The sequence below is a fragment of the Salinicola sp. 4072 genome (assembly GCF_036663415.1).
GTDB lineage: Bacteria > Pseudomonadota > Gammaproteobacteria > Pseudomonadales > Halomonadaceae > Salinicola > Salinicola salarius_A.
In genome coordinates, this window is record NZ_JAXOVV010000038.1 from 1 (window position 1) to 25,573 (window position 25,573).

Below are 25,573 nucleotides of genomic sequence, written 5' to 3' on the forward strand. Positions count from 1 at the left end.
GATCGAATGCGTGGCTCGCATCATCATGATGGCGGCTCGGTCTTCAGCAGAGAGATGGCGATAGCAGTAAGTCATGGCAACACCGTACCTGATGGCTCACGTGTTGCACTTGGTCATTGAGACCGCCGTATCTAGGTTATTTCTCTATTTGAATGTTTTGCCTTTGTTCCTGGCTCAGTGAGATTCCGTTATGATTGGCATACACCCTCATGGAATCGCGACATGACCAACGCTAGCCCACGACCCAATCTCGCCATAAGTGCATACCAGCAACTTAAGAGCGATATCATCCGTGGCGTCTATGCACCTGGTGAAAAGCTACTGATGAGCCGCCTGAAAGTCCGTTATGGCCTTGGCATTGGCCCTATGCGTGAAGCGCTATCTCAGTTGGTCAGCGAGCATCTAGTTACAGCGGCAAGCCAACGCGGCTATCGAGTGGCAGGGATGTCGGTACAAGAGCTTGAAGCGATCTATGATGCTCGCGCCCACTTAGAGGGGCTTGTGCTGGAACTAGCCATCTCCCGTGGAGACGACGACTGGGAAGCAGAAATACTTGCCAAGGCCCATACGCTGGCCAAGGTAATGGAGATCAATAGCGCTGATGACATGCTGGATGTTTGGGATGCGCGCCATAAGGCATTTCATAGCGCAATTGCTGCAGGCTGCTGTTCCCCACATCTTTTACAAGCGCGTAGGGCTCTATTTGATCAAGCCGAGCGGTATCGCCACCTGTGGCTATGCCAGACAGTGTTTTCAGAAGATGCATTGGAGACCAAGCGACAAGAGCATGCCGCCCTCACCGAAGTGATTTTGGATCGCGACGCTTCAAAGGCCCGTGAGATGATGTTGGATCATTTAATGACACCGGTGCCGGTCATAAAACAAGTGTTAACGGATCGTGGCTTGGTATGATACATGCTATACCGATACTCCCGTGCGAGTTTAGTCGAGCAGATGGCGCACCATAAACGCCTCACCCTCTTTATTACGGCCTACACGCACGCATACCTTGAAGGGCCGACATAAAAGCTAGGATGATGGCAACTCTGACATACTTGAATACCCGAGCCGCCCCATATTGCAATGGAGGAAGTAGCCAAAGAATATTGGAGGTTTTGACCTTCCCCCTGGTTTAGGTCCGCTATCAATGTAAGAAACCGCTCCTCATGCGCACTGCTCGGCATACGCTATCGGTGGTAAATAACCCAGTGAGCTGTGCGGTCTGACATGGTTGTAGTGGGCCCTCCATTGCGTGATTTCGTGTCGTGCATCCGCCAGGCTCAGGAACCAGTGCTGGTTGAGGCAGCCGTCCCGGAACTTGCCGTTGAAGCTTTCAATGAACGCATTCTGCGTCGGCTTGCCCGGCTGGATGAAGGCCAGCGTCACCTTCCGCTCACGCGCCCAGAAGAACATTGCCTTGCTGGTCAGCTCCGGCCCGTTATCGCAAACAATCGAGGCTGGCAGTGAGCGCTGCTGCGCGATCTCGTCCAGGAACCGGGCCAGCCGACGTCCTGAGATAGACGTATCCACCAACTGGCCGACACACTCGCGGCTGAAATCGTCCACGATGTTCAGCACACGAAAGCGGCGTCCCGAGGCCAACTGGTCCGACACGAAGTCCATCGACCAGCGCTGGTTGGGGCGGCCCGGCAGTGGCATCGGTGTCCTCGGCCGGATCAGCCGCTTGCGCCGTCGGGTCCGGATCTGGAGGCCATGCTCGCAGTACAGCCGGTAGGTACGCTTGCGGTTGATCACCAGGCCTTCCTGACGCAACAGTGCGTGCAGCAGCAATTAGCCGTAGCGGGGGTAGCAGGTCTTCAAGGCTTGCAGGCGTGCCCGAAGCGGCGCATCGTCACGCGGCATCACCTGGTACCGGGCTACCGACCTTGCCAGGCCCAGCAATCGGCAGGCGCCGCGCTGGCTGAGCCAGCCGCCTGCCACCAGATAATGTACCGCACGCCGCTTCGCTTCGGGCGTCACCACTTTCCCGAGACGATCTCCTTGAGCGCGGCATCGTCGAGGGCGCTTTCTGCCAACACTTTCTTCAGTCGGGCATTCTCGGCCTCCAGCTCGCGCAGGCGCTTGGCCTCGGAGACCTCCATGCCGCTGTACTTGGCCTTCCAGCGATAAAGGGTCTGCTCGGTCACGCCATTCTGACGAGCCAGCTCGGCGATCGAGACCCCGCGCTCGTTGGCCTTGAGGATGGTGATGATCTGCTCTTCGGTATGTCGGTTACGCTTCATCGCAAGACCACATGCCATCAAGGTAAACGTAGCGAAAAACTCACATCATTGGTGGACCGGTTTCTGGGGAGAAGGTCAGTGGTACAATGCCTCGAAATCTAGACCAAAGTCTAAGGTGACGAGATGTCATTGATTATCGGAATGAGCATTCTGCTCGGCTGTCAGTTTCTGGGAGAAGTCATCAGCCGTGCCTTCACCCTTCCCGTTCCCGGGCCGGTCCTGGGCATGCTGATTCTGCTGATCGGCTTGATGATCCGAGGCAGTGTGCCGGGAAGCCTCCGGACCATGGGCGAAGGCCTGCTCAAATACCTGACGCTGCTGTTCGTACCCGCCGGCGTAGGGCTCATCCAGCATTTCGGCCTGATCAGTCGAGAAATCTGGATCCTGGTCGTCACGCTGATCGTATCGACGTCGGTAACGATTCTGGTGACCAGCCAGACCTTGCAGCGCCTCGCTCGAAAAAGGACACCTGCCAAGGAGCATGACGCATGAACGGCCTTGGTCTCGAGCAGGTATGGGTCTACCTTTCCGCCAGCCCGCTTCTGCATCTGCTGGCGACCTTGCTGGCCTTCATCGTCGCCACCAGAATCAACCGCTGGGCGGGCGGAACGCCACTTCTTCATCCCGTCATCGTCGCCATTGCGCTGCTGATCGGCTTTTTGCTGGTGACCGGCACGGACTACCCCACCTATTTCGCCGGCGCCCAGTTCCTGCACTTTCTGCTGGGGCCAGCCACGGTCGCGCTGGCCATTCCGCTCTACGATCACCGCGAACGCGTGCGCCGCATGTTGTGGCCCATCGCCATCGGCACGATGGCCGGTATCGCCACCGCGGTCGTTTCCGCCGTCGGCATCGCCATGATCCTCGGCGCCGACACCGAGACGGTGCTCTCGCTGGCACCGAAATCGGTGACTTCGCCCATCGCCATGGGCATCGCCGAAAAGCTCGGCGGCATCCCTTCGCTGACCGCGGGCCTGGTGCTGTTGACCGGTGTCGTGGGCTGCATCGTCGGCCCCTGGATATTCCGGTTGACCCGGATTACCGACCCGACCGTTCAGGGATACTCGATGGGGTTGGCGGCACATGGCTTCGGCACTGCCTACTGCTTTGCTTCCGTCGGGGCAGTGGCCGGCGCCTTTTCCGGGCTGGCGATGGGGCTTTCGGGGCTGGTCACGGCATTCGTGCTGCCTCCCATCGTCCATCTCTTCGGGCTGTGAAATTGCCGGTCACCGCCCCGAAGCGAGCGGTGACCGGGCCGTCGAGCCGATATCTTGCTGCAGATTCCAGAAGCCTCAAACAACCGCTGGCGCTTTGAAAAACGCCAACGAGCCGACATGCCTACTGAACCATCCGGCGCAGCGCGTCGTCGTCTCCCAGCAGGTGGGCGTACATCTGGTGCAGATCGAGACCACGTGCCGAGAGCAGATCTTCGGCAATTTCGCGTGCGACACCACGCCCGCCTTGCGCCTTCGTCACATGATCGGCCGCCTCGATGACCAGCGAGTGTGCGTCGGCCGGCGCGTAGGCCGTGGCGACTTCCCGCATCACCGGGATATCGATGATATCGTCTCCCGCAAAGGCGATGCGATCCGCGGCGATGCCCTCCTCCTCGGCAATCTGGCGGATGGCCTCGAGCTTGTGGCTGAAGCCGATCTTGATCACGTCCATGCCGAGCTGCGTGGCTCGCGTGATCAAGGGCTGGCTCGATTTGGCCGAGAGCACGCCGCTCCTGATCCCATGCTGGCGCAACAGGCCAACCGCGACGCCGTCGCGAACGTTGAACGGTTTCAGCGCTTCTCCTTCCGGGCCGATCAACAGCGTGCCGTCGGTCAGCACGCCATCGACATCGAACAGCACCAGCTCGATCTGGGCGCGACGATCCGGGCGCGCCATCGTTTGATCCCGAGATGCCATCAGTCGATCTCGATCCGGGGCAGGCTCTTGACCAGGTCGTCGACCGCCTTGATCTGGGCCAGGAAGGGTTCGAGCTTGTCCAGCGGCAGCGCGCTGGGGCCATCGCAACGCGCGTTGTCGGGATCGGGATGCGCCTCGAGAAAGAGCCCGGCAAGGCCGACCGCCATCCCCGAACGCGCCAGCTCCAGCACCTGGCGGCGGCGACCGCCGGAGGCCGCGCTGGTCGGATCACGACGCTGCAGGCTGTGCGTGACATCGAAGATCACCGGCGCGTTGCCGCTGACGTCCATCATTTCACGGAAGCCCAGCATGTCGACGACGAGGTTGTCGTAGCCGAAGCAACTGCCGCGCTCGCACAGGATGACCTGCTCGTTACCCGCTTCGGCACATTTGTCGACGATGTTCTTGACCTGGCCCGGGCTCAGGAACTGCGGCTTCTTGACGTTGATCGGCTTGCCCGTCTTCGCCATGGCGACGACCAGATCGGTCTGACGGGCCAGGAACGCCGGCAACTGGATCACATCCGCCACTTCGGCCACGGCTTGCGCCTGGTGGACTTCATGCATGTCAGTGATGACCGGCACGCCGAACTTGTGCTTGACCGCTTCGAAGATCTTCAATCCCTCGTCGAGCCCGACCCCACGGAAGGAGTGGATCGACGAACGATTGGCCTTGTCGAAGGAAGCCTTGAACACGAAGGGAATGCCGAGCTTCTGCGTCACCTCGACATAGGCCTCGCACGCCTCGAGCGTACTGTCCAGATCCTCCAGCACGTTGACGCCGCCAAACAGGGTAAAGGGCGCGTCGTTGGCGACTGCCAGCCCGCCGACCGATACGGATTTCATCAAGCCTCCTCACTATCCATGAAATGCGATCCTGCACGAGCCGACAGCTTAGCGAAATTCGCCTCGCGGGAGGGAGTATCCTGACGGTAATCTTTACCTTTCGCTGATGCACCGCCCTATTGATGCTGATGCACGCTCTATTGATGCTCCGTCCTATTGATGCACCGACCTATGGCCGATCTTCGTGCCGACGATTCGCCGCTCTATCCGACACGGGCATTCAGTGCCGGATCCGGCCAGTCGCCCCATCGCCGCGCACTATAATGAACTCGAGACGAATGAGCTCGCGACGACGACCAGGACGCATGCCATGCTCGACCCTCAGCAATGCCGAAGCGCGCGGCTAGCGCGCGATGCGCGTTTCGACGGCCGCTTCTTCATCGCCGTCAGCACCACCGGCATCTTCTGCCGCCCCGTCTGCCCGGCGACGCTTCCGCAGGAACGCCACGTGCGCTACTTCGAATCGGCGGTCGCCGCCGCCAACGCCGGCTTTCGCCCCTGCCTGCGCTGCCGGCCGGACAGCGCGCCGGATTCACCCGCCTGGATGGGTGCCCGGACCACGCTGACCCGGGCGATCAGCCTGATCGACAGCGGCGCCCTCCAGGATGGCAACGTCGCACGGCTTTGCGAGAGACTGGGCATCGGCGAGCGCTACCTGCGCCAGCTGTTTCAGCGCCGCTTCGGCGTATCCCCCAAGGCCTACGCGCTCTACCGCCAGTGCCTGTTCGCCAAGAAGCTGCTTCACGAAACCACGCTGCCGGTGGTCGATGTCGCCCATGCCAGCGGATTTTCGAGCCTGCGCCGCTTCAACGACGCCTTCAAACGCCAGATGGCGCTGACGCCCACCGAGATCCGCCGCCGCCGAAGCCGAAAAAGCGCCGCCTTGACGCTCAAGCTGGCCTACCGCCCGCCCTACCAGTGGCAACGGCTACGTCATTTTCATGCGCTGCATGCCATCGCGGGCCTCGAATGGGTGAGCGAGGATACGCTGGGCCGCACGATCCGCCATGGCACGACGACGGGACACTTCGAAGCCCGCCACGACGCCAGGCGGCATCAGTTCGAGGTCACTCTGGTGTTGAGCGAACTGGGCGATCTCCATGCGATCGTTCGTCGAATCCGGAGAATGCTGGATCTGGACGCCGACACACAGACCATCGAAGCCCATCTGCACCAATCCGTTCCAGCGCTTCCGCTGGCCGAAGGATTGCGCTTGCCGGGATCATGGGATGTCTTCGAGGCAGGTATCCGCGCGGTACTCGGCCAGCAGGTGTCGATGGCCGCCGCCAACCGGTTGATCCAGCAGCTCGTCGACCGGCTCGGTGAAAGCGATGAAGAAGGTCGTCGACGCTTCCCCACCGCCGAGGCCATCGCCGCCAGCGATCTGGATTTTCTGAAGCTCCCCGGCAACCGCCGGGACACCGTGCGCCGTCTGGCTGCCGCCTACGCCAGCGGCGAGATCGGCGACGATCCCCAGCAGTGGCGCTCGCTCAAGGGAATCGGCCCCTGGACAGCCAACGTCGCCGACTTTCGCGGCAACGGAAACCCGGATATCTGGCTGGATGGCGATGTCGGCGTGCGCCGTGCGCTCGCGGCCCTGACGACACCGCTGGATCTCGCCGCCGCCTCGCCCTGGCGCAGCTATCTCACGCTACAACTGTGGAATCGAGTGATATGAACACCTTCTCGCCATTGAGTGATTCGCGCCTGCCGCTGCGTCACGACGACTACGTCCAGATCTATCGGCCGCCCGAGACAGTCCCGCTCGGCCCCATCGAGATACGGGCGACCGATCACGGCCTCACCTGGCTCGCCTTTTCGAGCAGCCCGAACGTGGTCGAGCGCGGCAATGCCCTCACGGCGCGCTGCGCCAGCCAGCTGGAGCGTTATTTCCTGGGCGAGCTGACGACGTTCGACCTGCCTCTGGCACCACGCGGTACCGATTTCCAGCTGAGCGTGTGGCAAGCCCTGCAGAGCGTTCCCTACGGCCAGACGTGCAGCTATCGGGAAATCGCCGTCGCCATCGGCGCGCCACGCGCGGTGAGGGCCGTCGGCGCGGCGAACGGGCGCAACCCGCTATGTCTTGTCGTGCCCTGCCACCGTGTCATCGGCGCCAACGGCAAGCTGACCGGCTACGCTGGCGGGCTCGATCGCAAGCGCTGGCTTCTGCAGCACGAGCGGGTCCTCATCGACGAAGACCAGCAGCCGGAGCAGCTCACCCTCGGTGCGACATAATCACACACCCCGCCAGCGACAATTGGCGGCCAAACCCTCAACAGGTAGAGTCGCGGCCTGACGACGTCGTCCTGGAACGGATATGACCTCTTTCTGGCACCGCTGGTATCGCCCGCTGACCGTGCTCGCGCTGTTCGCCATGCTGCTGGCGTTCACGGGGCCGCTGATCAGCCAGATGCAGCGGCTGATGGAAATGCCGGTCGGCACCATGGCGGAAATGCCCCGTCATGGCGACGCCGAACCTCACGCCCACGGCCAGCCGCGGGCGGTGGACGATGCCCATCTCCTCCACCATTTCGACATGGCCGCGTGTGGCTACTGCGAACTCTTCCTGCACGTGCCGGGGCTCGCGCTTCCGCAAGTGCTGCCGCCGTCGACGCCACCGCCAGCAACCTTCCATCCGCCCGTCGTCGTGGTCTTGCCCTCCACCACACCGGTCTATCCCCGCTACGCCTCCCGCGCGCCACCCCGCGCCTGAAGTCCTTTCCGTCTCCTGTCGCCGCCACTGCCGCCTCCCGGGGCTGCATTGCCGGCGTCGTACGTGCTCCTGGCCTTCGGCCGGGACTCACGCTGAAAATCATTCAGGTTCGGAGTTCATCCATGGATACCGTCTCGTCGGCGACCGGCCGCCGCCTGCCTCCCTCGTGGGTGGCATTGATCACTCGCCTTCATTTTTACGTCGGCCTGTTCGTCGGCCCTTTCCTGCTCGTGGCTGCGCTTTCCGGCATTGCCTATGCGCTGACGCCGCAGCTCGAAAACTGGCTCTATCAAGACGCCCTGACCACGCAGAGTCGCGGCGAATCCCAACCGCTGTCACGCCAGATCGAAGCGGCCCAGCATGTCGCTGGCATCGCTGCCGCACCCGCCGCCGTTCGTCCTGCGCCAGAGCCGGGAACGACCACTCGAGTGTTGTTCGGTGGCGAAGCATTCGGCCCGTCCGAACACCGGGCGCTGTTCGTCGACCCGGTCACACTGGAGATTCGCGGCGACATGCCGGTCTACGGCACCAGCGGCATACTACCGCTACGCACCGCCATCGATCAGTTCCACCGCAGCCTGCTGCTGGGGGATATCGGCCGACTCTACAGTGAACTGGCGGCGTCCTGGCTATGGATCGCCGCACTCAGCGGCGCCTTCCTGTGGTGGCGCCAGCGCCGAATCACACGGCGGGCAGCAGGCCGGCAACGATTGCGCCGGCGTCATGCCACGCTGGGCATCGTGGCGCTGATCGGTCTGCTGTTCTTCTCGGCAACGGGGCTGACCTGGTCGCAGTGGGCCGGCGGCAACATCGCTCAGCTGCGTCATGCCTGGGACTGGGGGACACCCGCTGTCTCCACCGATCTTGCAGCCTCGCATTCCGGCTCGGAGCGGGACGCCGATCCGCATGCGGCGCATCATGCCACTGCCGGACACGCCGGGATGAACATGGCACAGCCCTCGCCGCTGTCGCCTGGCGACTTCGATCACGCCTTGAACGCGGCAAGAGCCGCCGGCATCGACGCCGACAGCGTCGAAATCGTGCCGCCGCCCTCACCGCGACAGGCCTGGACCATTCGTGAAGTGGCCAGGGAATGGCCGACCCAGGTCGATCAGGTGGCGCTCGATCCGCAAACGTTTGCCGTCACCGATCGGGCCGATTTCGCCACCTTCCCGCTGGCGGCCAAGCTGACTCGTTGGGGCATCGATCTGCACATGGGCATACTGTTCGGGCTGCCCAACCAGCTGGTACTGATCGCCTTCGCCACGGGCCTCGCGACATTGGTGTGCTGGGGCTACGCAATGTGGTGGCGCCGCCGCCCGTCTCTTGCCGGTGCCGCTTCCACCAGCGCCAACGCGCCGCAAGCTTTCACGGCGATCTATCGAGGCCTCGGCACGCGAGCGAAGCTGGCGGTTGCCGCTATCGCCGTCGCACTGGGGTACGCGCTGCCGGTCATGGGCGCCAGCCTTGCCGCGTTCGTGGTGGTCGACTGGCTACGCTGGCGGTTCGCGCGCCCCGCCACGATCGTGACGTCGACCTGACGGCCGGATGGGGTCACGATGGCTGAGAGCGTGGCTATCCTGTGCTACAACCTTCGGCTCACGCCAGAAAGGCCGCTTCGCATGCCAGGTATATCGCCATGACCCGTACGCACCACCCCACGCCACGCTTTCAGATTCGCCTGGTCGCCGACAAGGAGATCGTGATCGGCCCCGGCAAGATCGACCTGCTGGAAGCGATCGAGCGACACGGCTCGATCGCGGCGGCGTGCCGCGAGATGCGCCTGAGCTACAAGAAGGCCTGGCAACTGCTCGATACCATGAACCGCCACCTGGCGGCGCCGGTGGTCAATACCGCCACCGGCGGCACCCAGCGCGGTGGCGCCACGCTGACCGATCTAGGCCGAGACATCATCCGGCATTACCGCCAGTTGACCGCGGACCTGACGGAACATGCCAGCGGCCGAGCCCTGCTGGACAGCCTCTCTACCCGCCACCAGGCCGAGCCGCCCCCGCTCGCCGATGCGAGGCCGGATTCGGAAAACGAACCCGATTGAGCGCCGCGCTGCCCGATTTTTCCTCGACCGTCGCGGTACCGACCGCTATAGTGATTTCCCGTTATTTCCATTCAGACATAACGAGAACATCGTGACTTCACCGGTACGCAAGACTCCTTTCTGTTTTCTGGCGCTGGCGCTCTCCATGCCGCTTGCCGCTCATGCCGCCGACGAGCAGGTTCAGGTCTACGCCGCCGCGTCGATGACCGATGCCATGGACGAGGCGATCCGATCCTACGAATCCGATCACGACGTCGACATCGTCCCGATCTACGCCTCGTCTTCGACACTCGCGCGCCAGATTGCCAACGGCGCGCCCGCCGATATCTACGTCTCCGCCAACGAACAGTGGATGGACTGGCTCGAGAAGCAGAACGTGCCGGTCGGCGAACGCGTGGATCTGCTGCGCAACCGGCTGGTACTGATCGCCCCCGCCACCAGCGACATCGCGGATTTCACGCCGGGCGGTGAGATCACCATCGCCTCACGCCTCGGCGATGGCGAGCGGCTTTCGGTGGGCGAAACCAGCCACGTACCGGCCGGCATCTATGCCAGGCAGGCATTGCAGGCGATTGGCGAATGGGATGGGCTGCAATCCCGCCTGGCCAACGGCGACAACGTGCGCGCTGCAATGGCCCTGGTCGAACGCGACGAAGCGCCGCTCGGGATCGTCTACGAAACCGATGCCAGGGCGAGCGACCGGGTCAGGGAAATCGGTGTCTTCACTGACGACAGTCACGACCCCATCACCTATCCGCTCGCCATGGTGAATCCGGCACCGAGCGATGCGACCGACGCGTTCCGTCAATGGCTGGCCGGCGATGACGCGCTGGCGATCTTCTCCCGCTACGGCTTTACGCCCGTCGACGCCAACTGAGACCCGAGGCCTGGATGCTAGTTGAGGCGATGGCGCTCTCCGATGCCGAATGGCAGGCGATCGTGCTCAGCCTGAAGATCGCCGGCAGCGCTGTCGGCTGGATCCTGATCCCCGGCATCGCCGTCGCCTGGCTGCTGGCGCGTCACGAATTTCGCGGCAAGGCACTGCTCGACGGTCTGCTGCATCTGCCGCTGGTTCTGCCGCCGGTGGTCGTGGGCTATCTGCTGCTGCTATCGCTGGGACGCAACGGCTGGCTGGGCCAGTGGCTGAATCAGGGATTCGGCTTCTCGCTCCCCTTCACCTGGCAAGGCGCCGCCGTCGCCGGTGGCGTGATGGCGTTTCCACTGCTGGTTCGCGCCGTCAGGCTCTCGCTCGAGGCCGTCGATCCCAAGCTGGAAGCCGCCGCGGGCACGCTGGGCGCCAATCGATGGCGGGTGCTGTTCACGATCACGCTGCCGCTGGCAATACCGGGGTTGCTGACCGGCACGGTACTGGCGTTCGCCCGCGCACTCTCGGAATTCGGCGCCACCATCACCTTTGCCTCGAACATCCCGGGCGAAACCCGTACCCTGCCGCTGGCGCTCTACACCCTGATCCAGACACCGGGCAAGGAAGCCGCCGCCGCCAGACTCTGCGTGCTGTCGATCGTGATCGCCATGCTCTCGCTGATCGCGTCGGAATGGTTGGCCCGCCGTGCCAGGCTGCGCCTCGAGGAGCGCGATCGATGAGCAGCGCCGATGCCCTGAAATGCCACGTACAGAAGCGCCTGGGCGACTTCCGCCTCGATATCTCGCTTTCGGTGCCTGCCAGCGGCGTGACGGCCCTGTTCGGCCAGTCGGGCAGCGGCAAGACCAGCCTGCTGAGGCTGATTGCCGGTCTCGACCGCCCCGATGCCGGTCACGTCCGGCTCGGCGAGCGCACCCTGACCGACATCGCGAATCGCACTCACGTGCCGATCCACAAGCGTCAGCTGGGCGTCGTGTTTCAGGAGGCGCGGCTGTTTCCGCACTATCGGGTTCGCGGCAATCTCACCTACGGCATGCCGTCGAGCGCTCGTCCACGTTTCGATGACCTGGTGACGCTACTGGGCATCGAGCATCTTCTGGAGCGCCTGCCGGGCACGCTTTCCGGTGGCGAAGCGCGGCGCGTCGCTATCGGCAGAGCGCTGCTGACCCAGCCTCGCCTGCTATTGATGGACGAGCCGCTGACCGGGCTGGATGGCGAGCGCAAGCAGGAGCTATTGCGCTATCTCGTCCGCCTGACCCGGGAAATCGACATCCCGGTGGTCTACGTCAGTCACGATACCGCGGAGATTTCGGCGATAGCCGATCACCTGGCGCTCATCGAGCAGGGGCGCCTGACGGCTCATGGTCAGTTGGACGAGCTGATGATGCGGCTGGACCTGACCGACCGGCTGGGCGGCTTCGACGCCGCCACACGCCTCAGCGCCAAGGTGGTCGACCATGACAGCCGCTATTCGCTGACGCGGGTTGCTCTCGACGATGGCCAGACGCTGCGCATTCCGGCGATCGAACAGCCGCCCGGCACGCCGATACGCCTGCGCGTCGGCGTGCGCGACGTGGCGCTTGCCCATGTCATGCCCGAGGGGACGAGTTACCGCAACGGCCTCAGTGCCGTGATCGAGGCGATCGAGCCATCGCCCCAGGCGCCAAGTGCCAGCGAAGTGCGGCTGCGTGTGGGTCGGCAGCGGCTGCGTGCCCGGCTCACCCGCCAGGCTTGTGACGAAATGCAACTAAAAGCGGGAATGATCGTCATCGGGCTCATCCGGAGCGTCGCGTTCGATTCGCGATTCCAGTCTGGAAACAAGGGCTTGTAGAAAACTCGAAAAAGACTGGCGAGCGGATCGGAAATCGAACGTATTTCTTTGTAACTTAATGTTTTACTTATAATTTCCTATTCGCTTTATGAATAGAACCTCGTATAAACTGCCGATGGCAGGATGCCGCTGCAGCAAGGAAGCACCTTCAAGGACGATGTGAATTCGCACGGAGTGCGATTAGGGACAGCATCCAGGGATCGACCGCAGTGCAACAGGACGTTGCCGGCCCTCAAGGTTGAGACTCGACAGGAAGTTGAGCGCGAATGGACTCGCTTCCGATTTCGGGTCGAATGGTGATCTACCCATTCCCCTTGGTTTTCACCTGTTTCGCTTTCATCGGCTTCGCTCTGGCTCTCTCTTGCTTTCCCGCTCTTCCTGATTCCCGCACCGATCACGGGGTCGATGCATCACGCTGGCGCACGCCGCAGCCTTTCAAGATGACCTGACACAGGAAGTCGCTGGCCGAGCGGAAATCCTCGGCATCGAGCGCTTTGCGTTGAGTGATGCCGACGATCTGCGTTTCGAAGTCGGCGTAGTGCTGCGTCGCCGACCAGATCAGAAAAATCAGCCACACCGGGTCCACCGGGTCCATCAACCCTCGCTCCGCCCACTCGCGGAAAACCTGGGTGCGGGATTCCACCCATTCCCGCATGTCACCGAAGTGCGATTCCTTCAGAAACGGCGCCCCTTGAAGTATCTCGCTGGCGAACAGTCGCGAGCTCTGCGGGTGAGTCTGGCTCAGGCGCATCTTGCTGCGAATGAAAGCCTCCAGCACCTCCGCCGGATCATCGTCGGCGCTGATATCGCTCAGCATCTCGTTCCAGCGCCACATCGTGCGCTCCAGCAGCGTGATGTAGAGCCGCCGCTTGCTGCCGACGTAATACAGAACGTTCGACTTCGGAATACCGGCCGCCGCCGCAATCGCCTGAATGCTCGCACCACGGTAGCCATGCCGGGCGAATACGCTCTCCGCAGCATCGAAAATGCGCTGCTCGTTGCGCTCCCGAACCGTGGCTTCGGGAAGATTGTGATTGCCCACCTGGACTCCTTAAGCACTTCAACCAGATTGAACCCGGACAACGCTCCAGGCGCTTGAGACCCACGGCCTCCGGGTCATTTCCTCGCCACAAGATAACCGACGCCGATGCTATGCTGAATCCAGACGATTGTCTGCCGATGGCGCACTCGCCTGGCCGTGAAAAGAGAGCTTGCCATGAGCGGCATAATCAAAGAGGCTGACAAAAGCTGACCGATCGGTCAGGATTCCCCTGCAAGGTCGCCGGCCTTCGTCCCGGCGTCGAATGGCGACCCGTACAATGACAACGGCAGATCTCCGATGATCGAATTCTTTCTCAATGGCCAACGCCAACGCGTGGCCGCCGCGCCCGACACGAGCGTGCTCGAACTGCTGCGCGGACCGCTTTCTCACTGCGGCACCAAGGAAGGTTGCGCTTCCGGCGACTGCGGCGCCTGCACCGTCGCCATCGCCTCCCCGGAAGATGACCGGCAGCCGCTCGCTTACCGCACCGTCAACGCCTGCATCACGCCTGCGCACCAGCTTCAGGGCGCGCACCTGGTCACCGTCGAAGGGCTCGCTCGCGGTGACGCCCTGCATCCCTCGCAGGCGTCGATGGTGGCTTGTCATGGCAGCCAATGCGGATTCTGTACCCCCGGTATCGTCATGTCGCTGTTCACGCTGCACGAACAGCAGCGCGCCACACCGGCACCACGGAAACCGCTGGACGACCATCGTCTGGAAGCGGCCCTGGGCGGCAACCTGTGCCGCTGCACCGGCTACCGGCCCATTCGGGACGCCGCCCTGAGCATGGGCGAGCGCGCCGACACTCGCCCGCCCTGGGCCGATGATCCCGAGCTCGAACGCGAGATCCGCAATCTGGCGCCGTTAGTGGGCAGCAAGAATCAGAACAGCGAGAGCCAGGAACGTTATCTCACCCCGTCAACGCTGGCCGACCTGATAGACACGATGCAGCGCCACCCTGACGCCCGGCTGGTGGCTGGCGCCACCGATCTCTGGCTCGAGGTCACTCAGCGGCTCGAGCATTTCGAGACGCTGATCGACCTGCGCCAGGTGCGGGAACTGCGTCAGATCGAGGAAACCGCCGACGGCTGGTGGATCGGCGCGGCGGTCACCTACCGGGAGTGGGAACCGCTGCTGGCCGAACACTATCCGGCGTTCGCGCATCTGCTGACCCGGCTGGGCTCGGCCCAGATCCGTAACCGAGGCACCGTGGGCGGCAACATCGCCAACGCCTCGCCCATCGGCGATACCCCGCCCGTGCTGCTGACGCTGGATGCCAGGCTGCGGCTGGCCGGCCCCGAGGGCGTGCGCGAATTGCCGCTCTCATCGTTCTTCCTGGATTACAAGAAGACCGCGCTCGAACCGGGCGAATGCGTCACCGCCGTTCATCTGCCCAAACCCCCGCCCGGTTTCGAACAGCGCGTCTGGAAGCTTTCCAAGCGACGTGAAGACGATATCTCGACCTTGCTGGGGGCGTTTCGCTGGCGACGGGAAGACGGCGTTCTGACCGACGTGCGTGTCGCCTACGGCGGCATGGCAGCGATACCGCTGCGAGTGACTGCCGTCGAGGCCGCGCTGGAAGGCCGGAAACCCGACGCAGAGACCTTCGATGCCGCCAAGCAGGCACTGCGCGAGTCGCTTGCGCCGATGAGCGACGCCCGCGGCTCCCGCGACTATCGCCTGACTGCGGCCACCAATCTGCTGGAACGCTGGCGGCTGACGCTCGCCAATACCGATTCGACCACGCCCACGCAGGAGGTCACTCTCGATGCGTACGCTCACTAAGCGGGTCTTCAATGCTTCGCGTGCCGCGGATTTGCAAACCATGGATTCGCGCGCCACGGCCGGAGCGGACCAGCCGCAGCAAGCGCCCATGACCGAACCCTCGCTGGCGCCTCGGATCGAATCCGAATCGACGGGCACTGACGGAGAGATCGGCCGCCTCGAAGGCGACGAACCGGTAGCGCGCGATACCGTCTCACCGCGCCCGAAGCGACATGACGTCAACCACGCCCAGGCCCACGAAAGCGGCATCAAGCACGTCACCGGACGCGCCCGATACATCGACGACCTGCCGGCGCCGCACGGCACACTGCACGCCATGGTGGGCCTCAGCGACGTGGCCCACGGCCGGGTGACGCGGCTCGATCTCGGCGCGGTGCGGGAAATGCCCGGCGTCATCGACGTCATCACCGCGCAGCATATCCCTGGGCATCGCGATATCGGCCCGGTCTTCCCCGGCGACTCCATGTTCGCCGACGAGGAGGTGAGCTACGTCGGCCAGCCGCTGTTCGCCGTTGCCGCCACCAGCTATCTCGAGGCGCGCCGCGCCGTGAAGGCCGCGGTCGTGGAGATCGAGCCGCTGCCGCCCCGGTTCGATCCGGTTGCCGCCGCCGATGCCGGCGAGTTCGTGCGCCCGACGCACGTGCAGATGAGCGGCGACTGGCAGCAGGCGCTGGAGCGCGCGCCCCATGTGCTCGAGGCGGAGCAGTTCGTCGGCGGCCAGGAGCATTTCTACCTCGAAGGCCAGGCCTGTCTGATCGTGCCCGGCGAGGACGAAGGCGTCACGGTCTACACCTCCAACCAGCATCCCAGCGAGACCCAGAAGCTGGTCGCCGAGGTGCTCGATATTCCGTTTCATGCCGTGACGGTGGAGAACCGGCGCATGGGTGGCGGTTTCGGCGGCAAGGAGACCCAGGCCGCACCGTGGGCCTGCATGGCGGCACTGCTGGCACGCCGCACCGGTCGGGCGATCCGCCTGCGCCTGCCGCGCGCCGACGACACTCGCGCCACCGGCAAGCGCCACCCGTTTCACAACCGCTATCGGCTGGGATTCGACGACGACGGCGTGATCATCGGCGGCGACATGACGCTGATCGGCGATTGCGGCCACTCGCCGGATCTCTCCGAAGCGGTGGTCGACCGCGCCATGTTCCATGCCGACAACGCCTACTCGCTGGGTGCCGCGCGGGTGACCGGCCATCGCGCCCGCACCCATACGGCCTCGAACACCGCGTTTCGGGGCTTCGGCGGCCCGCAAGGCATGATGATCGTCGAGCGGGCGATGGACGATATCGCCCGCCATGTCGGCGAAGACCCGTTGACCGTGCGCAAGCGCAACCTCTATCGCAGCGGTCGCGACACCACCCACTACGGCCAGCACGTCGACCAGCATCCGCTGATGGTGGAAATCATCGAGCGGCTGGAGCGCAGCAGCGACTACTGGCAGCGGCGGGAGGAAATTCTTGCCTTCAATCGCCACAGCGCCGTGATCAAGCGCGGGCTGGCGCTGACGCCGGTCAAGTTCGGCATCTCGTTCACCGCCAAGCATCTCAACCAGGCCGGCGCCCTGCTCCACGTCTATACCGACGGCAGCGTGATGATCAATCATGGCGGTACCGAGATGGGCCAGGGGCTGCATACCAAGGTGTGCCAGGTCGTCGCCCGGGAACTCGGCATCGACTTCGAATCGGTGCGCATCAGCGCCACGCGCACCGACAAGGTGCCCAACACCTCGCCCACGGCGGCCTCCAGCGGCGCGGACTTGAACGGCATGGCCGCGCGCGATGCCGCGACCCAGATTCGCCAGCGCCTGCTCGACTTCGCCGCCGAGCACTATCAGCTGGATCGCGAAGGGCTGCGACTCGAGAATGGGCAACTCGTCTCCGACATCGGCGCGGTGACGCCCGACGTATCGTGGGGCGAACTGATCCAGACTGCCTATCTCGGCCGGGTCTCGCTGTCGGCGACCGGTTTCTATTCCACCCCGCTGATTCACTACGATCGCGATACCAGTCAGGGCCGGCCGTTCTACTACTTCGCCTACGGCGCCTCGGTCAGCGAAGTGAGTGTCGACACCTTGAGCGGCGAATACCGGGTCGAGCGCGTCGACATCCTTCACGACGTCGGCTATTCGCTCAACCCGGCGATCGACCTGGGCCAGGTCGAAGGCGGATTCATTCAGGGCATGGGCTGGCTGACCAGCGAAGAATTGAAGTGGAACGACGCGGGCCGTCTGCTGACCGACGGCCCCGCCACCTACAAGATCCCGACCTTCGGTGACCTGCCGCCGATCTTCAATGTCGAACTGCTCGAGGGCCATCCCAACTCCCAGGCCAGCCTCTATCGCTCCAAGGCCGTGGGTGAGCCACCGTTCATGCTCGGCATCTCGGTGTGGTCGGCGCTGCGCGACGCCCTGTCGAGCCTTGCCGACTATCGCGTCAGCCCGCCACTGGACACCCCCGCCACACCGGAACGCGTGCTGATGGCGGCCGAAGCGTTGCGAGCCGAAGCACTGCGAACCAAGGATCCGAACGCCGGAGCGTCGCGATGAGCGCTGGCGGCTCTCTCGAAACCCGAGATCGGCGCGAAAGCTGGCACGCCGCGCTGCATCGGCTGCAGGAAAGCGGGACGCCCCATGCGCTGGCCAGCGTGGTCAGCGCCGCCGGTTCGACCCCGCGGGAACCCGGCGCCAAGCTGATCATCACGCCGACAGACGTGATCGACACCCTGGGCGGCGGCCACTTCGAACAGCAGGTGATCGAGACCGCCCGCCAGCATCTGACGACGACGCCCGTCTCGTCCGGCACCTACCTCGAAGCGTTCCCGCTGGGCGGGCGCTCCGGCCAGTGCTGCGGCGGGTTCGTCCATGTGCTGATCGAAGTCTTCGCCGGCGCCGAAAGCCACCTGACGCTGTTCGGCGCGGGGCATGTCGGCCAGGCGCTGGTGGAACTGCTCGCGCCGTTACCCTGGCGCATCGACTGGTACGACAGCCGGGCCGAAGCCTTTCCGTTTCAGGACGAGCATGGGAACGAGCATGGGAACGGCCATGAAGGCTATCCCGCCCGCGTGCGGCCGATGCGGCTATCACCGGATGCCGAAGGCGTGGCACGGGCCGTGGCGGCCATTCCGCCGGCCAGCCACGTGCTGGTAATGACCCATGACCACGCGCAGGACCGCGATCTGATCGCCGCGTTACTATCGCCTGAAAACCCGGGTCGCGAGGCGTTGAACTCCATCGGCATGATCGGCTCGACGAGCAAATGGGCCAGCTTCCGCTCGCGGCTCACCGCCGCCGGGTTCGACGATACCGCGCTGGCTCGGGTCCGCTGCCCGATCGGCCTCGGCGCGACCGAAACCAAGCGCCCCCGGGAGATCGCGATCAGCGTTGCCGCCGAACTGCTGGCCCAGTCCCGACCATCGAACAGGCCGGCGCAGCGCGGCATCGCACCGGAAACCCTGCGTCACACCTTTTCAGCCGCTCGACACCGAGCAACGCGACCGTGAGCCTTGCGGTCGAAAATCATAGGTAGAGAGATCATGAACACGCACCAACGCCTGCTTCGCGGCCCTCTGTTCACCTGCCTCGGCGACCCCGGCGAGGAGGCGACGCCACTGCCCGATACCACACGTTATCTCGAGGACGGCGCGATCTGGATCGTCGACGGCCATATCCAGGCCGTCGACGCTTTCGAGGCGCTGGCCGAGCGGCTGCCGGCGGATATCGAGATCGTCGACTACCGCGACAAGCTGATGATGCCGGGCTTCATCGACAGCCACGTGCATTACGTCCAGCTCGACATCATGGCGTCCTACGGCCGCCAGCTGCTCGACTGGCTCAACGACTACACCTTCCCCGCCGAATGCCGGTTTGCCGACGCCGCATATGCCCAGGCCGGCGCCGAGCGGTTCCTCGACGAGATGCTGCGCGTCGGCACCACGACCGCCCAGGTGTTCTGCTCTTCGCATCCGGTGTCGGTCGACAGCTTCTTCAGCGCCGCCCAGCGTCGCCAGCTACGCATGATCGCCGGCAAGGTGCTGATGGATCGCCACGCCCCGGAGGCGCTGACCGACGACACGCTGGGCGGCGTGCGCGACAGCGAACGCCTGATCGCCGACTGGCACGGCCGCGATCGGCTCAGCTACACCCTGACGCCACGTTTCGCGCCGACCTCCACCCGGGAGCAGCTCGATGCCGTCGGCGGCGTGCTGCGCAACGCTTCGGATCTCTATCTGCAGACTCACCTGTCCGAGAATCGCGGCGAGGTCGCCTGGGTGGCGGAGCTGTTCCCGGAAAGCCGGGACTATCTCGATGTCTACGAGCGGTACGATCTGGTCGGGCCGCGCAGCACCTTCGCCCACGGCATTCACCTGAATGACGAGCAGCGTCGGCGGCTGGCCCAGCGTGGCGCCAACGTCGCCTTCTGCCCGACCTCGAACCTGTTTTTGGGCAGCGGACTGATGGATCGCCTGGCGTGCCGTGACGCGGGGCTCGCGACATCGCTGGCCAGCGATGTCGGCGCGGGAACCACCTTGTCCGGGCTCGGCACCCTGCAGGGCGCCTATCAGGTGGGGGCGCTGCTCGGCCAGGCGCTGACCGGCTGGCAGGGGTTCTACCGTCTCACCCTCGGCAACGCGCGGGCACTGCACCTGGATGACAAGATCGGCAGCCTGCAGGCGGGGTTCGAGGCGGATATCGTCGTTCTCGATCCCGAATCCACCCCGTTGATGGCGCGCCGCCTGTCGCAGACCACGACCCTGTCGGAGCGCCTGTTCGCCATGATGATGCTGGGCGACGACCGCACGGTCGCGGCAACCTGGGCCAACGGGCGCCTGGTTCACGACCGCGATGCGGTAGCGGCGTGACTCTCGATTTCTGATTCCCGATTCCCGTGCGCGCGTATCCCGCGGCTTCCTAGCCGATCGCTGCCTCCGGCAGCGGATAGCGCCGGTCCGAGGTGCCGGCCTTGACCACCTGGCCCGGCACGTCGTGGCCGATCATCGCCGGCAGCAGCTCGGCGGCGGTGATCAGCCGTTCGAGATCCACGCCGGTATCGACGCCCATCTGCTCGAACATGTGAACCAGGTCTTCGGTACAGACGTTGCCGGTGGCACCGGGCGCGTACGGACAGCCGCCCAGGCCGCCCAGCGAGGCGTCGAACCGGGTGATGCCGTTCTGCCACGCCACCAGCGCATTGGCCAGCCCCATGCCGCGCGTGTTGTGCAGATGAATCGTTACCGGCAGCCACGGCCAGCGGCTCAGCGTCTCGCGGCAAAGATCGGCAACCTGGCGCGGATTGGCCATGCCGGTGGTGTCGCAGAGAGAGATTCCCTGCACGCCCAGCGCCAGCAGCTTTTCGGTGATCGAAAGCACTCGCCTGAACGGCACATCGCCCTCGAACGGGCAGCCAAAGGCCGTCGAGATCGAGGCGTTGACGAACACCTCGCTACCCTTGGTGATCTCGACAATATTGGCGAAGCGTTCAAGCGACTGTTCCGCCGTCATGCGCAGGTTGGCGCGACCATGGCTGTCGCTGGCCGACAGCACCAGATTGATCTCGTCGACACCGCAGGCCAGCGCACGTTCGGCCCCCTTCTCGTTGGGCACCAGCACGACATAGTCGACCCCCGGCACGCGCTCGATACTGCGCATGACCTCTTCGGCGTCACGCAGGTTGGGAATCGCCTTGGGCGAGGTGAACGAGGTCGCTTCGATCTTGGCCAGCCCGGTACGGGACAACGCATCGATCAGCCGAATCTTCTCTTCCGTCGGCACGAAGCGCGATTCGATCTGAAGGCCGTCTCGCGGCGCCACATCATTGATGGCGACGCGGGCCTGGGTGTTCGTCCCGGTCATCGAATCAATCATCGAATCGGTCATCAGATCACTCCTCTTTCGCGCATTTTGGCCTGGGTTTCGCGGTCAATTCCCAGCTCGTCGAGAACATCCTGCGTGTGTTGCCCCAGCGCCGGACCACCACCGTCGATCCGTCCCGGCGTGCGGCTCAGCTTGGGCAGCACGCCAGGCACCTTGAGCGATTCGCCATCGCCCAGCCGGATGGTCTCGATCATCTCCCGCGCCAGATAGTGCGGATCGGCGACGATGTCTTTCGCCGTATAGGGGTAGCCCACCGGCACGTGAGCGCTCTCCAGCACGTCAAGCACGTAATCGCGCTGGTGCTGCCGGGTCCAGTCCGCGATCGCCCCGTCGATCAGTTCGGCGTGGCGGCTGCGGCCATCGTTATGCGCGAAGCGCGGATCGTCGGCGAGATCCTGGCGGCCGATCGCCGCCATCAACCGCTTGAAGATGCTGTCGCCGTTGCCGGCGATCAGGACGTACTCGCCGCCCGTACTCTCTTTACAAGCACAAGGATACGCATTGGAGGGCGTGATGCCCGGCAAGGCACTGCCGCTGGGCTCGCGGATCACGTCTGCGCCGTCGTACTCGGGAATCAGGCTCTCCATCATCGCGAACACCGATTCGTAGAGCGCGACATCGATGTACTGCCCCTGCCCGCTACGATGGCGCTCCTGCAACGCCAGCAAGGCGCCGATCACGCCGTACAGCGCGGACAGCGAATCCCCGATGCTGATGCCCACCCGCACGGAGGGCTGGTCCGGGTGGCCGGAAAGATAGCGCAGGCCGCCCATCGCCTCGCCGATGACGCCGAATCCCGGGCGATCGCGATAGGGGCCGGTCTGGCCGTAGCCGGAGATACGCACCATGATCAGGCCGGGGTTGCGTTCGCTCAGTGTCTCCCACCCCAGCCCCCACTTCTCCAGCGTACCGGGACGAAAGTTCTCGATCACGATGTCCGCCTCGTCGACGAGGCGCCGCACGATCTCCTGGCCCTCCTCGGAGCGCAGATCGAGTGCCAGAGAACGCTTATTGCGGGTCTGAACGTGCCACCACAGCGAGGTGTCGTCCTTGAGCACGCGCCACTTGCGCAGCGGATCGCCCGTTCCCGGCGGCTCGATCTTGACCACGTCCGCGCCGAATTCCCCCAGCAACTTGCTGGCGAAAGGCCCCGCGATCAGCTGGCCCAGCTCCACCACCTTGAGTCCTGCCAGCGCCTGCGCATTGTCGCTGACCGCCATGCCGTCACCGGTCGCCTTGTCGTCGCTGGTCGCCATGTCGCTCTCCTCCGTGAATGTCCAACGATGTCGGAGCACCGCTAATGATGTGTCTTCTATCGATGATCAGAGGTTGACCCAGCCGGCGCGTGGCAACAATTAGGCGATCGTCAAGCTAGGCTTCGCCAGCGGCGAACGCTACAGTGGGGGCCTCAATCGCTCCGCTCCGATACCTATCGTCATGAAACGACTCGACTTCGTCACCCTCAAGCTATTCGTTGCGATTGCCGATTCGCGCAGCCTGACCCGCGCGGCCGAGCGCGAACATCTGGCGCTGGCGGCGGTCAGCAAGCGGATCAGCGATCTGGAGACACAGCTTTCGACGACACTGCTCTACCGGCGCCCGCGCGGCGTCGAGCTGACGCCCGCCGGTCACGCCCTGCTCCATCACGCGCGCCACATGCTCGACAGCCTCGATCATCTCAATGCCTATTTGAGCGAGTACAGCGTGGGGATCCGCGGCCACGTGCGCCTGCATGCCAACACCTCGGCGGTGATCGAATTCCTTCCCGATGACCTGAGCGATTTCACTGCGCGCTATCCGCAGATTCGTATCGACATGCAGGAGCGCTTGAGTCACGAGATCATCGCGGCGGTGCGCGACGGCCTTACCGATATCGGCATCTTCTCCGCCCATATTCCCGCCGAAGGATTGTCGATCCACCCCTATCGCCGGGATCGCCTGGTACTGGTCACGGCCCGGGATCACCCGCTGGCCACTCGCCAAAGCCTCTCCTTCGCCGAGACGCTGGACTACGACTTCATCGGTCTGGAGCAGGACTCCTCGCTCCACGCCCTGTTGCACCAGGATTCCCAGCGATTGGCGCAGCCGCTACGGATGCGCATCCAGGTGCGCAGCTTCGAAGGCATCTGCCGGATGATCGATCGCGGCATGGGCATCGGCATTCTCCCGGCCCGCGCCGTCGCCGCCTATCGGGAAAGCCTGTCGCTGGCGACGATTCCGCTGATCGACGAGTGGGCGGAACGAGAGCTGGTCATCGGCGTCCGCGACCTGGATGCCCTGCCGTTGATCGCCCGCCAGATGGTCGAGCATCTCGCAGGTGCCAGTTCGCGCGATGCCGGCTCCGATTTCGATGCCGAGGTCGAAGACACCACAGGCAACTCGGCTTCCGCTGGCGTTACGACGAAGGTGTAAACCCTTCGGAAAGCGCGAAGGCTCGCTTGTCGAAATATCAATTTTTCCCGCCGACGCCGCTCGCTAGGCTTTGTCTGAAAAGTCGTCGAGCGAAGGTCAGACAAGGCAAAAATCGGCGAAAAGACGGAGTTTACGCGGTGTAAATGAGTACTTTGAGCCGATTTTTAACGCCGTATGGCCGAGCGCAGGCAGTTTTCAGACAAAGCCTAGCGTTCTCTCGAGACACACCGCTGCGCCACGTTCGCCGTCGATCGATCGTGGCAGCGGCCAGAAGGCAACGAGCAACGAGCAGCGAACGAAAGCGCAGCTCGATAACAACACGAAGAGGAACACGCCATGACCCCACGTAGCCTGAAAACGCTGATCGCCGGTGGCCTGCTCTTGAGCGCCGCCAGCACCTCCCAGGCCTTCGAGCAGAGCGGCAAGGTGGACTGCATCGCCCCGGCCAATCCCGGCGGCGGCTGGGACTTCACCTGCCGCTCCGTCGGTCGGGTGCTCAGCGATCTCGATCTGGTCGACGGCAACGTGCAGACCACCAACATGCCGGGTGCCAGCGGCGGCGTCGGCTTCTCCCACGTGGTCCAGAAGCGCGCCGGGCAGGAGAACCTGATCGTCGCCGCCAGCACCGTGACCACGACCGGTCTGGCACGTGGCCAGTTCCCGGGAATGAATGCCGGCATGGTCAACTGGATCGGCACGCTGGGAGCGGACTACGGCGTGATTGCGGTCGCGGCCGACTCTCCCTATCAGTCGCTCAACGAGATCATGGAAGCGCTCAAGAAAGACCCGCGCGCCCTGACCTTCACCGGCGGCACCGCTTCCGGCGGCTGGGATCACCTGAAGCTGCTGATGACCGCCAACGAGGCTGGCGTCGATGATCTGGCCCGCATCGCCTACCTGGGCTACAACGGCGGCGGCGAGGCGGTGACCCAGACTCTGGGCGGCCACGTGGACGCCTTTACCGGCGACATTTCGGAGGTGGTCAGCTTCATCGAGTCCGGCGACCTGCGCCCCCTGGCGATCCTCTCCGAAGAGCGCCTGCCAGGCAAACTGCAGCAATGGCCGACGGCACGCGAACAGGGCATCGATACGATCGCCCCCAACTGGCGCGGGTTCTACATGCCGGCGGACGTCTCCGAAGATGCCTATGAGTGGTGGGTCGACACCATCGACACGCTCTACTCGAGCGACGAATGGAAAGGCGTCATGACGCAGAACGGCCTGATGCCATTCGAGATGCACGGCGAAGCCTTCACGACGTTCGTCAACGAGCAGATTACCCAGATCGAGGATATCTCCCGCCAGATCGGCCTTTCACAGTAACCGGAGGCTGGCCCCACGCGCTCGCTCGGGTTCCCGGGCGGGCGCGTTTGCCTGCGAGCCGCGAAGGCTCTCGGCCACAAAACTGCCTGCCGCGACGAAAGTTGTAGCCAAAGCGCCTACGCTTGAATGAATCGATCCTCGTCATCAACGGGCTCATTCATGAATGCATCGGTTACCAACGCGGCGTTTATCAATACCCTGATCGCGCAGTGGCTCGCTGCGCTGCCGTTCTGGATCATGGCCGCGGTCATCATCGGCGCGACCCTCGTCGCCCATGTGCTGCTCAAGTACATTCACTTCCGCCTGCGAAGGCTCAACGACAGTCGTCTGCACCTGATGAGCACGACGGCGATCGCCATCCATCCACCGCTGGTTGGCGTCCTGTGGACATACGGGCTGTTTGGCGCGGCGTATTTTCTGATTCCGCCAGCCGTGCAGGGCCACTCGCTGATCATGACAGCGGCGCACTTCTGCGCGGCGCTGCTGGGTGTCTGGCTGCTGGTGAGGGTGGCGAGACGTCTCGTCAGCCCGCCTCATTCACGAGGGTGCTGATTGAGCGGTCTGAAGGTACTGACTGGTGGCATCGCTTATCAGGATCGGCTTCTTCAGCGCGAATAGCTGTTGAGTAATGCCAAAACGCTGAAATTTCCCCGC

General features: G+C 64.0%; 23 protein-coding genes and 1 pseudogene. 18 read left to right on the plus strand and 6 right to left on the minus strand.

Translation table 11 applies throughout. The features are described from left to right. Positions 1-222: 222 nt before the first annotated feature. Positions 223-912: a DNA-binding transcriptional regulator CsiR gene (gene csiR, locus R3F72_RS17320; RefSeq protein ID WP_087720210.1), complete on the plus strand. Its 690-nt coding sequence runs from the start codon at positions 223-225 to the stop codon at positions 910-912. A gap of 252 nt (positions 913-1,164) precedes the next feature. Here the strand turns inward: csiR and R3F72_RS17325 are convergent. Next, positions 1,165-2,243: pseudogene (locus tag R3F72_RS17325) on the minus strand (IS3 family transposase). A gap of 123 nt (positions 2,244-2,366) precedes the next feature. Between R3F72_RS17325 and R3F72_RS17330 the strand changes: the two are divergent. Both R3F72_RS17330 and R3F72_RS17335 read left to right on the plus strand, forming a co-directional pair. Beyond that, positions 2,367-2,735 (plus strand): CidA/LrgA family protein, encoded by a 369-nt coding sequence (locus R3F72_RS17330; protein WP_087720212.1) that lies wholly within the window; start codon positions 2,367-2,369, stop codon positions 2,733-2,735. Continuing rightward, positions 2,732-3,460, plus strand: coding sequence for an LrgB family protein (locus R3F72_RS17335; protein ID WP_087720213.1), 729 nt, complete (start codon positions 2,732-2,734; stop codon positions 3,458-3,460). The genes R3F72_RS17330 and R3F72_RS17335 overlap by 4 nt, the downstream gene beginning before the upstream one ends. Before the next feature lie 121 nt (positions 3,461-3,581). On the opposite strand, the gene R3F72_RS17340 is transcribed toward R3F72_RS17335, so the two are convergent. Together R3F72_RS17340 and kdsA are read right to left on the minus strand one after the other, a co-directional pair. Further along, positions 3,582-4,136, minus strand: a complete 555-nt coding sequence (locus tag R3F72_RS17340; protein WP_087720215.1) for a KdsC family phosphatase — start codon at positions 4,134-4,136, stop codon at positions 3,582-3,584. A gap of 20 nt (positions 4,137-4,156) precedes the next feature. Continuing rightward, the gene (gene kdsA / locus R3F72_RS17345; RefSeq protein WP_332780318.1) at positions 4,157-5,002 is read right to left on the minus strand and encodes a 3-deoxy-8-phosphooctulonate synthase; all 846 of its coding nucleotides are present in this window, start codon (positions 5,000-5,002) and stop codon (positions 4,157-4,159) included. 310 nt (positions 5,003-5,312) lie between these two features. On the opposite strand from kdsA, the gene R3F72_RS17350 reads away from it, so the two are divergent. The 8 genes from R3F72_RS17350 to modC all read left to right on the plus strand — a co-directional run bounded on the left by R3F72_RS17350 (position 5,313) and on the right by modC (position 12,485). Beyond that, positions 5,313-6,680 carry an AlkA N-terminal domain-containing protein gene (locus tag R3F72_RS17350; protein ID WP_332780319.1) on the plus strand — a complete coding sequence of 456 codons (1,368 nt, stop codon included), beginning with the start codon at positions 5,313-5,315 and terminating at the stop codon, positions 6,678-6,680. After that, complete coding sequence (locus tag R3F72_RS17355; protein ID WP_087720218.1) at positions 6,677-7,237, plus strand: methylated-DNA--[protein]-cysteine S-methyltransferase; 561 nt, start codon at positions 6,677-6,679, stop codon at positions 7,235-7,237. Before R3F72_RS17350 ends, R3F72_RS17355 begins: the two co-directional genes overlap by 4 nt. A gap of 82 nt (positions 7,238-7,319) precedes the next feature. Further along, entirely contained in the window at positions 7,320-7,715 is a 396-nt protein-coding gene (locus R3F72_RS17360; protein ID WP_087720220.1) for a DUF2946 domain-containing protein, read from the plus strand. A 122-nt stretch (positions 7,716-7,837) separates the two neighbouring features. Continuing rightward, a complete protein-coding gene (locus R3F72_RS17365; RefSeq protein ID WP_332780320.1) occupies positions 7,838-9,256 on the plus strand; it encodes a PepSY-associated TM helix domain-containing protein in 1,419 nt (472 codons plus the stop codon). A gap of 98 nt (positions 9,257-9,354) precedes the next feature. Further along, positions 9,355-9,771, plus strand: a complete 417-nt coding sequence (locus R3F72_RS17370; RefSeq protein WP_087720222.1) for a winged helix-turn-helix domain-containing protein — start codon at positions 9,355-9,357, stop codon at positions 9,769-9,771. Positions 9,772-9,862: 91 nt separating this feature from the next. Beyond that, the gene (gene modA / locus R3F72_RS17375) at positions 9,863-10,648 is read left to right on the plus strand and encodes a molybdate ABC transporter substrate-binding protein (protein WP_332780321.1); all 786 of its coding nucleotides are present in this window, start codon (positions 9,863-9,865) and stop codon (positions 10,646-10,648) included. Between the two features lie 14 nt (positions 10,649-10,662). After that, positions 10,663-11,376 (plus strand): molybdate ABC transporter permease subunit, encoded by a 714-nt coding sequence (modB, locus tag R3F72_RS17380; protein ID WP_332780322.1) that lies wholly within the window; start codon positions 10,663-10,665, stop codon positions 11,374-11,376. Continuing rightward, positions 11,373-12,485, plus strand: coding sequence for a molybdenum ABC transporter ATP-binding protein (modC, locus tag R3F72_RS17385; RefSeq protein WP_332780323.1), 1,113 nt, complete (start codon positions 11,373-11,375; stop codon positions 12,483-12,485). Before modB ends, modC begins: the two co-directional genes overlap by 4 nt. Positions 12,486-12,879: 394 nt before the next feature. On the opposite strand, the gene R3F72_RS17390 is transcribed toward modC, so the two are convergent. Continuing rightward, complete coding sequence (locus tag R3F72_RS17390; protein WP_087720234.1) at positions 12,880-13,527, minus strand: TetR family transcriptional regulator C-terminal domain-containing protein; 648 nt, start codon at positions 13,525-13,527, stop codon at positions 12,880-12,882. Between the two features lie 297 nt (positions 13,528-13,824). Between R3F72_RS17390 and xdhA the strand changes: the two genes are divergently transcribed. The 4 genes from xdhA to guaD are packed head-to-tail and all read left to right on the plus strand — an operon-like array spanning position 13,825 to position 20,172. Further along, on the plus strand, positions 13,825-15,312 hold the full coding sequence (gene xdhA, locus R3F72_RS17395; RefSeq protein WP_087720235.1) for a xanthine dehydrogenase small subunit: 1,488 nt from the start codon (positions 13,825-13,827) through the stop codon (positions 15,310-15,312). Beyond that, positions 15,296-17,860 (plus strand): xanthine dehydrogenase molybdopterin binding subunit, encoded by a 2,565-nt coding sequence (gene xdhB / locus R3F72_RS17400; protein WP_442978365.1) that lies wholly within the window; start codon positions 15,296-15,298, stop codon positions 17,858-17,860. Before xdhA ends, xdhB begins: the two co-directional genes overlap by 17 nt. Further along, positions 17,857-18,813, plus strand: coding sequence for a xanthine dehydrogenase accessory protein XdhC (gene xdhC / locus R3F72_RS17405; protein ID WP_332780324.1), 957 nt, complete (start codon positions 17,857-17,859; stop codon positions 18,811-18,813). Before xdhB ends, xdhC begins: the two co-directional genes overlap by 4 nt. A 33-nt stretch (positions 18,814-18,846) precedes the next feature. Continuing rightward, entirely contained in the window at positions 18,847-20,172 is a 1,326-nt protein-coding gene (guaD, locus tag R3F72_RS17410) for a guanine deaminase (protein ID WP_332780325.1), read from the plus strand. Between the two features lie 49 nt (positions 20,173-20,221). Here guaD and R3F72_RS17415 read toward each other — a convergent pair whose 3' ends face one another. Beyond that, positions 20,222-21,187, minus strand: coding sequence for a hydroxymethylglutaryl-CoA lyase (locus R3F72_RS17415; RefSeq protein ID WP_332780326.1), 966 nt, complete (start codon positions 21,185-21,187; stop codon positions 20,222-20,224). After that, positions 21,187-22,404, minus strand: coding sequence for a CaiB/BaiF CoA transferase family protein (locus tag R3F72_RS17420; protein WP_332780331.1), 1,218 nt, complete (start codon positions 22,402-22,404; stop codon positions 21,187-21,189). The genes R3F72_RS17415 and R3F72_RS17420 overlap by 1 nt, the downstream gene beginning before the upstream one ends. 217 nt (positions 22,405-22,621) lie before the next feature. Between R3F72_RS17420 and R3F72_RS17425 the strand changes: the two genes are divergently transcribed. The 3 genes from R3F72_RS17425 (at position 22,622) to R3F72_RS17435 (ending at position 25,471) form a co-directional block, all read left to right on the plus strand. Then, on the plus strand, positions 22,622-23,596 hold the full coding sequence (locus R3F72_RS17425) for a LysR family transcriptional regulator (RefSeq protein WP_332780327.1): 975 nt from the start codon (positions 22,622-22,624) through the stop codon (positions 23,594-23,596). A gap of 336 nt (positions 23,597-23,932) precedes the next feature. Further along, positions 23,933-24,919: a Bug family tripartite tricarboxylate transporter substrate binding protein gene (locus tag R3F72_RS17430; RefSeq protein WP_332780328.1), complete on the plus strand. Its 987-nt coding sequence runs from the start codon at positions 23,933-23,935 to the stop codon at positions 24,917-24,919. 159 nt (positions 24,920-25,078) lie between these two features. Continuing rightward, positions 25,079-25,471: a hypothetical protein gene (locus R3F72_RS17435; protein ID WP_332780329.1), complete on the plus strand. Its 393-nt coding sequence runs from the start codon at positions 25,079-25,081 to the stop codon at positions 25,469-25,471. Positions 25,472-25,573 lie beyond the last annotated feature (102 nt).